The organism is Lascolabacillus massiliensis, from assembly GCF_001282625.1.
In the GTDB taxonomy this organism is placed as follows: Bacteria; Bacteroidota; Bacteroidia; order Bacteroidales; family Dysgonomonadaceae; genus Proteiniphilum; species Proteiniphilum massiliensis.
On sequence record NZ_CTEJ01000002.1, the window covers coordinates 211,556 to 226,321 of the forward strand.

Below are 14,766 nucleotides of genomic sequence, written 5' to 3' on the forward strand. Positions count from 1 at the left end.
TTATATAAAGTATAGGGGTTTTGTATTCTCATCTTATTTCAAAATTAAAACTGAAATTGCAACAAAAATAAGAGCCAAATCTAATATTAGTAACATTAAATATCGTATTACGAATAATTTGCTATCTTTGACACTGTTTTTGTTTCAATTGTATACATATAGCTCCAGTATATTAAATTAACTTCTGAAGTGATGTGTATACTTTATAATATTATATGACTTTACAATTGTTTTATTCATATTATATTAATTAATGTGTATGCCTGAATATTTTTTTTAGAAATTATGGATATAATTATAAAGAATAGTGTATTGTCAAAATTGTCCGAACTGATAAAAGAAAAAGAACAAGCAATAATTGATGCCAACAACTTAGATATTGAAACTTTCCCGGAAATGGATGAATCAATGAAAGATCGTCTGAAAGTGGATAAGAAAAAGATTGGAGATATGATTAAGTCTCTTGAAGAAGTTGCTGCACAGGATGATCCTGAAGGGAAAGAGTTGTATAACTTCACTCGTAAAGATGGCTTGCATATTGTTAATAAAACAGTTCCATTTGGCACAATACTAATAATATATGAGTCTAGACCAGATGTTACTATTGAAGCTGCGGCAACGGCATTTAAAGCAGGAAATAAAATTTTGCTGAAGGGTGGAAAAGAGTCATTAAATACAAATACTCTTCTGACTGAATTGTGGCAAAAAGCTCTCTCTGATAATAATGTGGATAAAAACTATGTTGAATATTTGAACCTCTCTCATTCAGAAACTCAGAAGTTGATCAAAGAGAATACAAGAAAAGTGGATCTGATAATTCCCCGTGGAGGAGAACGATTGATTCAATTTGTATTGAACAATTCATCAGTACCTGTCATAGTAAGCGGCAGAGGAAATAATTTCCTTTTTATAGATGACAATGTTGATTTTGAGATGGCTACACAACTCGTTATCAATGGAAAGAAACGTATCAGTGTATGTAATGCGATAGATAAGGTACTTATACACAGAAGCATGAACAATATTCAGGAGAGAATCAAATTCTTGGTAAAAAATCTTAAGGAAAATGGTATAGACGTATGGGGAAACAGTGAGATTACAAAAATATGTAATGAGATAAAAGAAGAGAATGATGTTGCAACTCTCTGTGAAGAGTATCTTGCACCTAAACTATATGTATCACTAGTGGATGATCTTAAAGAGGCAATTGAAATGATTAACCAATATTCAGGAGGACATACTGCTGTAATTGCAACGAATAACCAGGAAAATGCTTATAAGTTCATGCAAGAGGTTGATTGTGCAGCAGTTTATCACAATGCATCTTCACGTTTTACAGATGGAGGTCAGTTTGGTGTAGGAGCTGAAATTGCAATTAGTACTCAAAAACTTCACTTTAGGGGACCACTTGGATCTCAGGAACTTGTTACTAATAAATGGTTTGTATATGGTGAAGGTCATATAAGAGAATAATTTCATGAAAAAAAAACTTATAATTAAAATAGGTACTTCCACATTAACTGCCGGAACTAATAGAATATCATTTGCAGTAATTGAGAGTCTAGCCAGACAAATCGTAGAACTAAAAAAAGATTACGAAATTGTAATTGTATCTTCGGGTGCAATTGCCACTGCTCGTCAATTCGTAGAAATTAGCGGTTATCAGAAGAGAGTGGATTCCAAACAGGCTATGGCTGCAATTGGACAGACTAAACTAATGGAGCTATATGACGGCATTTTTCGTACTTTTGGATTAAATATTGCCCAGATTTTACTTACCTACCGTGATTTTGAAAACCCTGTTGCAATTGAAAATACCAGGAATACAATAAACAGACTATGGCAAGTAGATTATATACCAATTGTAAATGAGAATGATACCGTTTCTATAGAAGAAATAATGCTTGGTGATAACGACAAGCTCTCTGCATTGGTAGCAACAATAATTGATGCAAATCTACTTGTATTAGTTTCAGATATTGATGGGATATTTAATCAAAATCCCCATCTTCATTCAGATGCTAAATTAATTGCAGAAGTAACGGATCTTGAATCTATTATGAATTTTATTGAAGAGAAAGAATCTACACTTGGTACAGGAGGTATGTCTTCAAAAATACATGCTGCAGAAATCTGTATGACTAATAGTGTAGAAATGTGGATTGTAAATGGTCAGCGTGCTAACTATATAATTAAAGCTCTTCACAATGAAATTCCTTTTACTAGATTCAAAACAGAAAAAGTTAAGAAATGAAACAAGGGTTTATAGGATATGGTAATCTCGCCAATGCGGTTTATCAAGGTTTAAAAGAAGATAGAAGTATCGAGTTTGCTTATTATGCCAGAAATAGAAAAAATGTTGACTTGCATTATTTTCAAGATATGGAGTCACTTGTATTATACGCTGATGTTATATGGCTTGCTGTTAAACCTCAAGATCTAGCGGGTGTATTAGAACAATTAAAGAAAAGTGATCTTTCAGAAAAAACAATTATTTCTCCTGTTGCCGGAAAGAGTATAGCATATATTGAGAGGTACTTGGGTAATAAAACCACTATTATTCGTATAATGCCTAATCTGGCAATGGCATTTAAAGCATCTGTTACTGCGTTCAGATCCAACAAACCTGATAGTGAAAAATCAGAAAGAATATTTAATCTATTAGGAAAACTTGGAAAAGTAGTTAAGCTTGAAGAAGACGGATTTGACCTGTTCACCTCTGTTTTTGGAAGCGGCCCGGCATTTATTTTGGCTTTTATAAAAACTTTTAAAAATAAAATACAGGAGTTTGATCTTCCCGGATCACTTCTTGATGAATTACTACTTGAATTAACAAGAGGAACAACCCTCTACTTTATGCAGAATCAGAAGGACTATAGCATAGAAGACCTTATAAAAAACATTACAAGTAAGGGTGGTACTACACAAGCTGGTTTGGAATATTTTCAATCCCACGATATTGGAAAGCATTTCGAGGGAGTTCTTGATGCAGCAAGAAACAGATCGAAAGAGTTAAGCAGTAACGGGGGCTAAAGATCCAATACAGCTCTAATTAATTATAAACAGAATAGATTAAATGAACCATACTACATGAAAGCTATTATCAATTCTTCTCCTCTTTAGATTTATATGCAATTGCGTAATAGCGTATCTGTTTTATAACTGACAATAGACCATTAGACCTAGTAGGAGATAGATGTTCAGTCAATCCTATCTCTTTCATGAAGCGAAGATCAGTACCAATAATTTCATCAGGAGTACGTCCATTGAAAATACGTAACACCAAAGCAAGCAAACCTTTAACTATAATTGCATCACTTTCGGCTTCAAAAAACAGTCTCCCATTACGGTAATCTGTCTGAAGCCAAACCCTACTTTGACAGCCTTTAATTATATTTTCAGGAATCTTATATTTTTCTTCTAATGGATGCATCGCGTTACCTTGTTCTATGATATATGCATATTTATCCATCCAATCATCATAGATACTGAACTCATCAATAATTTCTTGTTGTATTTCGTTAATTGTCTGCATTATAACTTTTCTGTATAAATCACTTCCATAACGGTTTGTCCAACCGCTTTCAATGTATTTTTATCTATATTACGCATATCATCATTCAGAGTATGCCAATGAGGTACAAAACCAGTTCTTGTATCCCTCTTAAGATTTATAATATTTGCACTTGGAGCTCTGTGATGCTGATTCACAGGCAGGTGATCGTCAGTTATATACCCTCCTCTCTGTGAAAGAAAATAGTTTGTATAACCAAGTTTTGCTGCTGTGCTCCATATTTTATCAACAATATTTGAAGCATACTGAAGTGAATAACCCTCTCTTAAAAAAGTAGCATTTACACTTCCAACCATATCCAGCAGAATTCCATAATTTGCTTTATAGTTATCAATATGAGGCTGTTCAGACCAATATTTCGACCCTATACACCACCAATCACCCTGCACCCATTCTGAACTATTCGAAGGTTGTCCCCAATCCTCCAAATCAAAGAATATAATATCAATACCAATTCCACTATTTAAAGTATTCTGCTGAAGCTGTCTTGCAATTTCGAGAATCACACCTACCCCACTTGCACCATCATCAGCACCTAAAATAGGCTGATTAATTTTATCCGGATCACTTTCTTCATCTGCAAAAGGTCGTGAATCCCAATGAGCAAATAAAAGTATTCTTTTCTCCACTTCAGGATAATAACTTCCGATAATATTGCGTAAAGTGAAATTTTGTCCATTGTAGTGAGTAACATCAGCGTTCTGCTCAATCACTTCTGCCCCAAACTCTTGTAATTTAGTTACAAGATAATCTCCACACAGTTCATGGGCTTTAGTTCCCGGTACACGAGATCCGAATGCCACCTGCTTTTCGATAAAAACATATGCTGAGTCTGCATTGAATTGTGGAGAAACCTGAGTGTATGGTTCTGACATCACTATTTTTTTTCGAGACTGACATGAATTACATGAAATTGTAAACATTAATCCCAAAAATAATAACAGCACAAGAGAAAATATCCTTAGATGTCTCATTTTATTAAATATTTCTTTGATAGGAATAGTCTGATATTCCAATATTATTATAAGTCTCCTTCAGAGCATCCTCGTCATCAGAAATAACAAGGAGTTTGTCTCCGGCAAGTAACTCTGTCTGCCCTGTTGGAACAAAATACTGTTCCCCTCTTTTAACCATTACCACTAGCGTTTTATCTGGTAATGGAAGTTCAATAAGATTCTTGCCATAATTAAGAGTCTCTTCAGAGATATGTATCTCAGTCATTGCAGATTTAATTTCTTCTGCAAACTCTACATCAAAATCCTCAAATTGCTTATATTTAGGAGGTTTTTCCGACAATCCCAACCATCTTGCTACTGCCGGCAATGAAGTTCCTTGAATAAGCAATGACACAATGGTTATCACAAAAACCATATTAAATATCCATCTTGCGTGAGGTATATCACCAGCTGCCAGAGGAAGAATAGCAAAAATTATTGGTACAGCCCCCCTTAAACCTACCCATGAGACATAAAATTTGTCTTTAACACCAATCTTTCTGAATGGTAATAGAGTCAGAAAAACTACAATCGGACGACCAAATAAAATCAGGAAAGCTGAAACAATCAGAGCAGGAACAGCCACGTTAATCAATTCACTCGGATTCACCAGTAATCCTAAAGTTAAGAACAATAGAATCTGACTCATCCAGGCAAATCCATCCATGAATTTCATTGAAGTACGTTTATGAGTGAACTTCGAATTACCAATAACTAGTCCGGCAATATATACTGCAAGGTAACCGTTACCTTGCAGATAATATGTAGCAGCATATATAAATATTCCCAGTGTTAAGAGTAGTATCGGATAAAGAGCCACATTCTCCATTCGGATACGATTAATAATTCTAACTGCCCCCTTGCCAAAAAGATACCCAAGAACAAACCCAACAGCCAGTTGTACGATTACCATGAGTATAACCACTAAATAATTTGGATTATCTCCAGACTGTATAATCTGCATAAACATGAGTGTAAGCATAAAAGCCATTGGGTCGTTACTACCACTCTCCAGCTCAAGCAACGGTCTAAGGTTATTCTTCAGAACCAAACCTTTAGATCTTAATATGCCAAATACAGAAGCAGAATCAGTGGATGAAAATATAGATGCAAGGAGAAAAGCAGTCACCAGGCTAACACCCAGTGCAGGAAACATTAAACCAGATAACATGTATATAAATACACCTGTAAGCAATGCTGTTAATAGAACGCCAATAGTTGCAAGTACAACTCCTGGCCCTATAATTGGTCTAATTTCCTGAAATTTGGTATCAAGTCCACCCGAAAAAAGAATAATACAAAGACAAATCGAACTGATAGTTTGTGCTACCTGAACATTTTCGAACTGCAGGCCGAAACCGTCTGAACCAAAGACCATACCAACTATAAGGAATAGTAAAAGGACAGGCACTCCGTATTTAGATCCCGCTTTTCCAACCAGCATACTTATAAAAAAAAGCACGGACCCTACAAGCAACATTAATTCAGTACTTATCTGCATTTTTCACTATTATTTGTGACAGTTATTATATGAGTAAAATTAAAATATCAATCAAAAGACTGACCTTTATTTTGTTTAAACAATATCCTATCATCTCCAACTATCAGTTCTGCTTTTTCTCCCATCAATAACGGCAAATTATGTTTAACATGCCCTACCGGAAAATTAAAACATACAGGAAACTCATAGTCTTCAACAACATTTCTTATAGATTCATAAAGTGAAGCATACATTAAATCATCCTCCTCATAATCCGTGAACTTACCAACAATTAATCCACTAATCTTTGAAAACATACCAGAGATTTTCAATTGGTAAATCATTCTGTCCACTCTGTAAGGAACTTCACCAATATCTTCAATAAAAAGAATACCTCTATGAGGTATCCTTATATATTTCGAGCCCAGCAAACCACAAAATACAGATAGATTACCGCCAAAAAGTTTACCCATAGCCCTACCTTTTCTGTTTATGATATCGTATCCCTCAGTAGGGATTTCATATGCGACCGGTTGACCAAAAAGTATACTTTTAGTATATCTGACAGATAAATCCTCTTCGCCTTCTTCTGAAAAATGTTTAGCCATAGGGCCATGTATTGAAATGATACCATTTTTTTGAAGAGCAGAATGCAGTGCTGTTATATCACTATAACCAATTACCCACTTAGGATGTTTTCTAATTGAAGAAAAATCCAATTTATCTAAAAGGTGAATAACTCCATATCCTCCTCTGGAACAAAGAATCAGTTTGATTAAAGGATTATCTAAAGCACTTTGAAGATCATAAAGACGTTCTTCGACCGAACCACTAAACCTGCCATTTTCACTAAGAGCATATCTGCCAATCTCGGTTTTTACACCCCAGCTATCCATTATTGATGCAGCATCCTTCGCGAAGGATTCATCAATTTTCCCTGATGGAGAAATGATAACAACCTTGTCATTTAGCTTTAGTGGAGCTGGTCGAAGCATAATTTCAATAGTTAATGACTAAGCATCAATATTTGCAAGTCGTGCATTTTCTTCAATAAACTCTCTTCTTGGTCCTACCTCTTCACCCATCAGCATTGTAAAGATAATATCTGCATCAGCAGCATTCTCAATTGTAACCTGTTTAAGAGTACGTCTTTCAGGATCCATGGTTGTAGACCACAATTGTTCAGCGTTCATTTCACCAAGACCTTTATATCTTTGTGTTGTGATTGCATTCTCGTTACCGTCACCATATTTATTAATAAAATCCTGTCTCTGACGCTCATTATAACAATACTCCTCTATTTTCCCTTTTTTACATAGGTAAAGAGGTGGAGTTGCAATATACACATAACCTTTCTCAATTAATGGACGCATATAACGGAAGAAGAAAGTAAGAATAAGAGTATCAATATGACTACCATCTACATCAGCGTCAGTCATTAATACTATCTTATGATATCTAAGTTTCTCAATATTTAGTTCTTTTGAATCTTCTTCAGTACCTATAGAAACCCCAAGAGCAGTATATATATTTTTAATTTCCTCACTCTCAAGAACTTTATGAGGCATTGCTTTTTCAACATTAAGAATCTTACCACGGAGAGGTAAAATAGCCTGAAACATACGGTCGCGTCCCTGTTTTGCAGTACCTCCCGCAGAATCTCCCTCCACAAGAAAAATCTCACTAAGCTTTGGATCTTTACTAGTACAATCTGCAAGTTTCCCCGGTAAGCCTCCACCAGACAGAGGCGATTTGCGCTGCACCATCTCCCTTGCTTTTCGGGCTGCCTGGCGAGCTGTTGCGGCAAGAATAACCTTTTCCACAATCACCTTTGCCTCTTTAGGGTGCTCTTCTAGATAGTATTTCAAAGCCTCTCCCGTAGCCTGATCCACTGCTCCCATTACTTCAGAGTTACCCAGCTTGGTTTTAGTCTGTCCCTCAAACTGAGGTTCAGCAACCTTAACAGACAAAACAGCAGTGATACCCTCTCTAAAGTCATCACCACTAATTTCTACCTTCACCTTATCAAGCATTTTCGAATCTTCGGCATACTTCTTTAAAGTACGAGAAAGCCCACGTCTGAAACCAGTAAGATGAGTACCTCCCTCAATAGTATTTATATTATTTACATAAGAGAAAATATTCTCGTTATAAGTATCATTATACGATAATGCTATTTCTATGGGTATACCATTCTTCTCAGTAACAATATGAATAGGATCCTGGATAATTGAATCTTTATTTTTATCGATATATCGTACAAACTCTTCAAGTCCAGTTTCTGAATAAAAACGTTCACTTTTATATTTGCCGTCCTCACCCTGCACTCTTTTATCTGTCAGTGTCATAGTGATACCCGAGTTCAGATATGATAGTTCACGCAATCTTGTAGCTAGAATATCATATCTGTATTCAAGTACTGTAAAAATAGAATCATCCGGTTTAAAAGTGATAATTGTACCAGTCTTATTGGTCTCTCCAATAATTTTCACGTCTGCAAAAGGTTTACCTTTTGAGTACTCCTGAACATAAATCTTGCCATTTCTGTGAATTTCTGCTTTTAGATAAACCGATAAAGCATTAACACAAGAAACACCAACACCATGAAGTCCTCCTGAAACTTTATAAGTTCCCTTATCAAATTTACCACCTGCATGAAGAACAGTCAGTACCACTTCAAGTGCAGACTTCTTCTCTTTCTCGTGGTAATCTACAGGAATACCGCGACCATTATCTATAACTGTAATTGAATTATCTTCGTTGATTACTACATCAATCTCATCACAATATCCTGCAAGCGCCTCATCAATAGAGTTATCTACAACCTCGTTTACCAAATGATGCAAACCTTTTTCACTTACATCTCCTATATACATTGCAGGGCGTTTACGTACTGCCTCAAGACCTTCAAGAACCTGAATATTTTGAGCGGAATAGTCAACGCTTGCTGATTTTCTTTCTTCTTCTGACATGTTATATGATTAATTAAATCTTTCTTAAAATTAGGCTATTACAATCAAGTAATAATTGCAATTTAAACAGAGCAAATATACGAAAAAATCGCCTCTTCACCAACCCTTTTTTGCTTTTTTACGGCCGATTTACATAGTCAGTTTACAAAAAAAGAGCGAGCAAATAGCCCACTCTTACATGTACTTTAAACAATCAATGTCAGAACTCGTAATCAATTGCAGCTCTTGATGTTCTAACCTTTGCAATGAATTCACCCACCTTTATATGCTCCGGGTGAACAGCATAAATTCTTACATCCTCCAGGGTATCAAATTCACTCTCCAGAATTACATCATGATTATCTGCAGACGCTTCTGAAAGATTTATCTTCACTTCGATCTTTCTTATTACAGGGATAGTGTTTTTCAACTCCTCAAGTCTCTCTTTTATTATAAGAGCATTCTCTGCTTTCGACCTACCTTCGGCCTCATCAGCAAGTTTAAATAAAACTATATGTCTAACCATTTCTTATATATTTTTTTAAATGATTAATTATAATACATCTTATTCATAAAAAACAAAAAAGCCGAACAAAATGATCGGCTTTCTGTATATGTAGTTTGACATTTAAGTCTTAATTAACTCAACTGATTCATATGAGCAGCTAATTTAGACTTCAGATTGTTTGCTTTATTCTGATGTATAACATTTTTCTTAGCCAGCTTGTCTAACATTGAACAAACCTCAGGATACATCTTTTGTGCTTCCTCTTTAGAATCAGTAGAACGGAATTTACGAACTTTATTTCTAGTTGTGCGTGAAACATATCTGTTTCTTAGTCGCAAAGCTTTTGCTTGTCTGATTCTTTTTTCTGATGATTTATGATTTGCCATTTCGTTGACTTTATTTCTTTTTTATTAGTAGCCCATAGGAGAATCGAACTCCTCTTTCAAGAATGAAAATCTTGCGTCCTAACCGATAGACGAATGGGCCATTGTAGGCGTTAACCTTTTTAATCTGATAGCCGAGGCTCAAATTGCGGGTGCAAATATAGAGCGTTTTTTTTAAACTGCAAAACTTTCCTGCAATTTTTCTTTATTTTTTTCGAATCAAATTAAAAAAACAACTTTTGAAGTGCCTATGCATTATATTAATGTGTAAACGCAAATATAGTGCAGATAAATAGTTTTCACAAACCTCTTTGAATATTATTTTATTTCCCTTACAATACTTAGTCATAAAAGAAGAATATAAGAAGAATGTAAGAAGAAGATAATAGCAATGTAATATTATATATTAATTCGGGATATCAATTACAGAACTTTTTCCGTTTAATAAAATTGGTACTTTTAAATATTTTATCTATTTTTGCACCCCGTAATGGATTTGAATTAAACGGATCAATAGAATTTGAAAAGTAAATAATAATATAGTCAAATGAAAAGAACATTCCAGCCGTCAAACAGAAAGAGAAAAAATAAACATGGTTTCCGCACCAGAATGGCTACAAAGAACGGTAGAAAAGTACTTGCCTCACGTCGTGCAAAAGGTAGAGCAAGATTAACTGTATCCGACGAATATTAATTATTCCGTAACTGTATGTAACAGTCGGAGTCGGAGAAAGAACTATACCCGCAATATATCTTAACAGATTTGCGGAAGAAACAGGAATTCGGTATATCCGCATTTCTGTTTTTTTGTATGTTCTTCCTCTGCTATCATTTTTTTAGTACTTTTGTAAAGCAAATCGTTTACGCAAATACTAACGCTGTAGTTATGAGCAAAAAAAATGCTGACAGACCAATTTTCGGTAATAATATTTTAAAAAATATATTAGTTATGATCATAACCGGAATAATTCTAGTTGTGATCGCATTATTATTACTTAATTTCTACACCAGACATGGACATAATGTTGTAGTGCCCCGATTAGAGGGTTTACAGATAGAAGAGGCAAACATTATTCTAAAAGCAAAAGGCCTTCATGCCGAGATTGTAGATTCCGTTTACAACCGTGATGCGGTTCCCGGAGCCATATTGGATCAAACTCCAAAAGCAGACAATAAGGTAAAAGAGGGTCGTTCTATATATGTTACAGTATACTCAAAGAATCCTCAGCAAATAGCGGTACCGGGGCTGGTGGACTACTCTACCCGTCAGGCTGTTGCTCTACTCAACTCTTTAGGTTTCACTCAGATTTCAATACAAGAAGTGCCATCGGAATATTCAGGACTGGTTATGGCAGTTGAATATCGAGGCCGGGCACTATTACCTGATGAGAAAATCCCAGCAGGATCGCCTTTAAATCTGGTTGTAAGCAGTAGCACTCTTGCTGACTCATTAGGTGTAAACGATGAGATAATTATTGCTCCAGGAATATCAGATATTGACACAGGAAATCAATCCTCAGGTGAAGGTATATTCGACGATTCATTTTTCTAATACGGTACTTTGTGACAGAAAACGATTATAACAGCATCGATTTTTTGGCGGAGGATGAAGATGAAATTATTGAAGACTCCGTCGAACAAAATCAAAAATATGAACATTATAGATTCGTTGCCGACAAAGGGCAAGGACTGCTCAGAGTAGATAAATTTTTATCTGTTCGCATAGAAGGTGCATCTAGAAATCGCATACAACAGGCTGCCGAAGCCAATTCAATTCTAGTTAACGGCATTCCTGTAAAATCTAACTATAAAGTAAAACCACTGGATGTAATTACTCTTGTTCTTGACTTTCCCAAACGTGAACTGGAGATCATACCTGAAAATATCCCTCTTAATATAGTATATGAAGATGACTATCTGATAGTGGTTAATAAACCACCAGGATTGGTTGTACATCCAGGTCACGGAAATTACACAGGCACACTAGTTAATGCACTGGCATATCATCTTGGATATAAAAACATCAAAGATGTTGATGATCCCAGGCTGGGATTAGTACACAGAATTGACAAAGATACATCGGGCTTACTGCTAATAGCCAAAACTCCAGATGCAAAAACTGACTTATCGAGACAATTCTTCCGGAAAGAGACAAAGCGACTCTATACTGCACTTGTCTGGGGAAATATAGCCGAAGACAGTGGTACAATAGAGGGAAATATTGGTCGCGACCCCAAAGACCGTATGCTCATGAAAGTATTTCCTGATGGAGATCAAGGCAAAACAGCCATAACACATTATCGTGTACTTGAGCGATTTGGCTATGTAACTTTAGTAGAGTGTAAACTAGACACTGGTCGCACCCACCAGATACGTGTTCACATGAAACACCTGGGACACACACTGTTTAATGACGAAAGATATGGTGGAAACGAAATACTTCGTGGCACACGCTTTGCAAAATACAAACAATTTATATATAATTGCTTCGAAATTTGTCCAAGACAATGTTTGCATGCACAAACTCTTGGATTTATACACCCCTCTACACGTGAGGAATTAAATTTTAAGAGTGAACTGCCCGACGATATGCAAGCAGTGATTGAAAAGTGGAGGATTTATACATCTTCAAGAGATTTCGAAGGTTAAAACAGAGACTTGAAAAAAAATTAGACAAGTATCCCTATTGGCTCAATTTATAAAAGTATATGAAGAAAAATATTGCTGTTGTCTGGGGTGGATATTCAAGTGAAAAGGTTGTCTCAGAGAAGAGTGCTGAAGGAATCAGCTCTTTCATTGATAAGGACAGATATAATATCTACAAGGTAAGAATCGACCGTGAAAGCTGGATGGTGGAGTATAATAATGATTTTATCCCAGTTGACAAGAACGATTTTAGTTTTGTTGCAAACGAAGAAAAGATAGTTTTCGATTTCGTATACAACACAATTCACGGCACCCCCGGAGAAGATGGACTGCTGCAAGGCTATTTCGACATGCTTGGTATACCCTACTCCAACTGTGGTGTACTTGCATCTGCAATTACTTTCAACAAATATACATCAAACAACTTCCTCAAGAATTTTGGCATCAAGGTGGCCGACTCTATATTATTACGAAAAGGCGACAATATTGATATTGAGGCGATTGAAGCTCAATTGGGACTACCTGTTTTCGTTAAACCTAACGTGGGTGGATCAAGCTTTGCAACCAATAAAGTAAAGGTTGCAGCTAAAATGATGGAGGCGATCAATGAATCATTCATAGAGGCTCCTGAAGTGATAATTGAGAGTTTTGTGAAAGGCGTAGAAGTTACCTGTGGATGCTTCGAAACAGAAAAAGGGTTAACCGTATTACCATTAACAGAAGTGGTCACCCAAAATGAGTTTTTTGACTATAGCGCAAAATATCTGGGAGAGGTGGAAGAGATTACACCCGCCCGCATATCAGAAGAACTAACTCATAAGATACAGTCACTGACAAAGCAGATTTATAAGTTAATCGGAGCTAAAGGAATTATAAGAGCTGACTATATAATCAGAGAAGAATCACCGGTTTTACTGGAGGTAAATACCACCCCGGGAATGACAACTACAAGTTTTATTCCCCAACAGGTTAAAGCTGCAGGCTTAGAGATGAAGAATGTAATGACAGAAATTATTGAAACAGAAATCAATAAACTAAACAGCACTCCATCACACTAAAAAATCAGCATTATGAACATTTCAGATAATCAGTTTGATGATATTAGGCCTCTGAATGATAACGAAGTGGCAGAAGCAATAGCTCAGCTTTTAGTTGATGAAAGATTCAAAAAGGCTGCAGAGCAGATAGTAAAACCATATACATGGGAGCAATTCGCTTCTCTGCTATCAAGTTGCAAAACAAAATTTGACTTCCAGAAAAGGGTCATTTATCCTACAATGAATCGGTTTATCGAGAAGACCACAAAGGAGATGAACGGATATGGATGGGAAAATATAAATGAAAACGAAAGTAATCTTTTCATTTCAAACCATCGTGATATAGTACTGGATGCCGCATTCTTCAATATTCTCCTTTTTGATCAGAATAAAGAGACTACCGAAATAGCGATTGGCGACAACCTGCTTATCTATCCATGGATTGAGAAACTGGTTCGCTTAAATAAAAGTTTCATTGTAAAGAGAGGAGTTTCTGTGAGACAGATGCTTATAGTTTCAAAACATCTGTCAGATTATATCCACGACACAATAAGAAACAGGAAACAATCAATCTGGTTGGCTCAAAGAGAGGGACGCGCTAAGGATTCTGACGACAGAACACAAACAAGTCTGTTGAAGATGCTAACACTACATGACAGCTCAGATCCGTTGAATACTATAAAAGAACTTAATATTATACCTCTCTCAATTTCATATGAATATGACCCTTGCGATTTTCTAAAAGCAAAGGAGTATCAGCTTAAGCGAGATAACGCAGAGTATAAAAAAAGTCAGGCCGATGACATTGAGAATATGTATACCGGTATAACAGGATATAAAGGCAGGGTGCATTTCCGGCTAGGTAAATGTATTAATTCTTTTTTAAGTGAAATCCCATCAGACACCGGAAGAAATGAGATGCTTGATAAAGTTGCAGAGATAATAGACAGAGAAATATTCAGAAACTACACATTTTATCCTATAAACTATATAGCATATGATTTGATGACCGGTACTGAAAAGTTTTCTTCTGAATACAATAAAGAGGAGAAACAAAACTTCATCAGTTATATTAATTCGCAGGTTGAAAAGATCGACATACCAAATAAAGACTTGGATTTTCTTCGCAGAAAGATTATCGAGATGTATGGAAATACAGTAAAAAATAACTTAAACATAAAATAATATCTTT

General features: G+C 35.7%; 15 protein-coding genes and 1 tRNA gene. 8 read left to right on the forward strand and 8 right to left on the reverse strand.

Annotated features, from left to right (window positions below; translation table 11 throughout):
• Nucleotides 1-285 precede the first annotated feature (285 nt).
• Genes BN1354_RS05640 through BN1354_RS05650 form a run of 3 tightly spaced genes read left to right on the forward strand, consistent with a single transcriptional unit; the run spans nucleotide 286 to nucleotide 3,033 of the window.
• On the forward strand, nucleotides 286-1,473 hold the full coding sequence (locus tag BN1354_RS05640) for a glutamate-5-semialdehyde dehydrogenase (protein WP_053826496.1): 1,188 nt from the start codon (nucleotides 286-288) through the stop codon (nucleotides 1,471-1,473).
• 4 nt (nucleotides 1,474-1,477) lie between these two features.
• Complete coding sequence (gene proB, locus BN1354_RS05645) at nucleotides 1,478-2,254, forward strand: glutamate 5-kinase (protein ID WP_045089359.1); 777 nt, start codon at nucleotides 1,478-1,480, stop codon at nucleotides 2,252-2,254.
• On the forward strand, nucleotides 2,251-3,033 hold the full coding sequence (locus BN1354_RS05650; protein WP_045089358.1) for a pyrroline-5-carboxylate reductase family protein: 783 nt from the start codon (nucleotides 2,251-2,253) through the stop codon (nucleotides 3,031-3,033). The genes proB and BN1354_RS05650 overlap by 4 nt, the downstream gene beginning before the upstream one ends.
• Nucleotides 3,034-3,103: 70 nt before the next feature.
• On the opposite strand, the gene BN1354_RS05655 is transcribed toward BN1354_RS05650, so the two are convergent.
• From BN1354_RS05655 to BN1354_RS05690, 8 genes are all read right to left on the reverse strand, one after another.
• Nucleotides 3,104-3,535, reverse strand: coding sequence for a SufE family protein (locus BN1354_RS05655; RefSeq protein ID WP_045089357.1), 432 nt, complete (start codon nucleotides 3,533-3,535; stop codon nucleotides 3,104-3,106).
• Nucleotides 3,535-4,548: a M28 family peptidase gene (locus tag BN1354_RS05660; protein WP_053827220.1), complete on the reverse strand. Its 1,014-nt coding sequence runs from the start codon at nucleotides 4,546-4,548 to the stop codon at nucleotides 3,535-3,537. The genes BN1354_RS05655 and BN1354_RS05660 overlap by 1 nt, the downstream gene beginning before the upstream one ends.
• A 4-nt stretch (nucleotides 4,549-4,552) precedes the next feature.
• Complete coding sequence (locus BN1354_RS05665; RefSeq protein ID WP_045089356.1) at nucleotides 4,553-6,070, reverse strand: potassium/proton antiporter; 1,518 nt, start codon at nucleotides 6,068-6,070, stop codon at nucleotides 4,553-4,555.
• Between the two features lie 47 nt (nucleotides 6,071-6,117).
• A complete protein-coding gene (locus BN1354_RS05670; protein WP_074010737.1) occupies nucleotides 6,118-7,044 on the reverse strand; it encodes a S66 peptidase family protein in 927 nt (308 codons plus the stop codon).
• Nucleotides 7,045-7,062: 18 nt separating this feature from the next.
• A complete protein-coding gene (gyrB, locus tag BN1354_RS05675; RefSeq protein ID WP_053826498.1) occupies nucleotides 7,063-9,021 on the reverse strand; it encodes a DNA topoisomerase (ATP-hydrolyzing) subunit B in 1,959 nt (652 codons plus the stop codon).
• 199 nt (nucleotides 9,022-9,220) lie between these two features.
• Nucleotides 9,221-9,526 carry a Dabb family protein gene (locus BN1354_RS05680; RefSeq protein ID WP_053826499.1) on the reverse strand — a complete coding sequence of 102 codons (306 nt, stop codon included), beginning with the start codon at nucleotides 9,524-9,526 and terminating at the stop codon, nucleotides 9,221-9,223.
• 113 nt (nucleotides 9,527-9,639) lie between these two features.
• Entirely contained in the window at nucleotides 9,640-9,894 is a 255-nt protein-coding gene (rpsT, locus tag BN1354_RS05685; protein ID WP_045089352.1) for a 30S ribosomal protein S20, read from the reverse strand.
• A 28-nt stretch (nucleotides 9,895-9,922) separates the two neighbouring features.
• Nucleotides 9,923-9,994 (reverse strand) — tRNA-Glu (locus tag BN1354_RS05690).
• 444 nt (nucleotides 9,995-10,438) lie between these two features.
• On the opposite strand from BN1354_RS05690, the gene rpmH reads away from it, so the two are divergent.
• The 5 genes from rpmH to BN1354_RS05715 all read left to right on the forward strand — a co-directional run bounded on the left by rpmH (nucleotide 10,439) and on the right by BN1354_RS05715 (nucleotide 14,759).
• The gene (rpmH, locus tag BN1354_RS05695) at nucleotides 10,439-10,585 is read left to right on the forward strand and encodes a 50S ribosomal protein L34 (RefSeq protein ID WP_045089351.1); all 147 of its coding nucleotides are present in this window, start codon (nucleotides 10,439-10,441) and stop codon (nucleotides 10,583-10,585) included.
• Between the two features lie 192 nt (nucleotides 10,586-10,777).
• Nucleotides 10,778-11,443, forward strand: coding sequence for a PASTA domain-containing protein (locus BN1354_RS05700; protein ID WP_045089350.1), 666 nt, complete (start codon nucleotides 10,778-10,780; stop codon nucleotides 11,441-11,443).
• Between the two features lie 11 nt (nucleotides 11,444-11,454).
• Nucleotides 11,455-12,540, forward strand: coding sequence for an RluA family pseudouridine synthase (locus BN1354_RS05705; RefSeq protein ID WP_082057345.1), 1,086 nt, complete (start codon nucleotides 11,455-11,457; stop codon nucleotides 12,538-12,540).
• Between the two features lie 59 nt (nucleotides 12,541-12,599).
• Complete coding sequence (locus BN1354_RS05710; protein ID WP_053826500.1) at nucleotides 12,600-13,595, forward strand: D-alanine--D-alanine ligase; 996 nt, start codon at nucleotides 12,600-12,602, stop codon at nucleotides 13,593-13,595.
• 12 nt (nucleotides 13,596-13,607) lie between these two features.
• Nucleotides 13,608-14,759, forward strand: coding sequence for a 1-acyl-sn-glycerol-3-phosphate acyltransferase (locus tag BN1354_RS05715; protein WP_053826501.1), 1,152 nt, complete (start codon nucleotides 13,608-13,610; stop codon nucleotides 14,757-14,759).
• Nucleotides 14,760-14,766 lie beyond the last annotated feature (7 nt).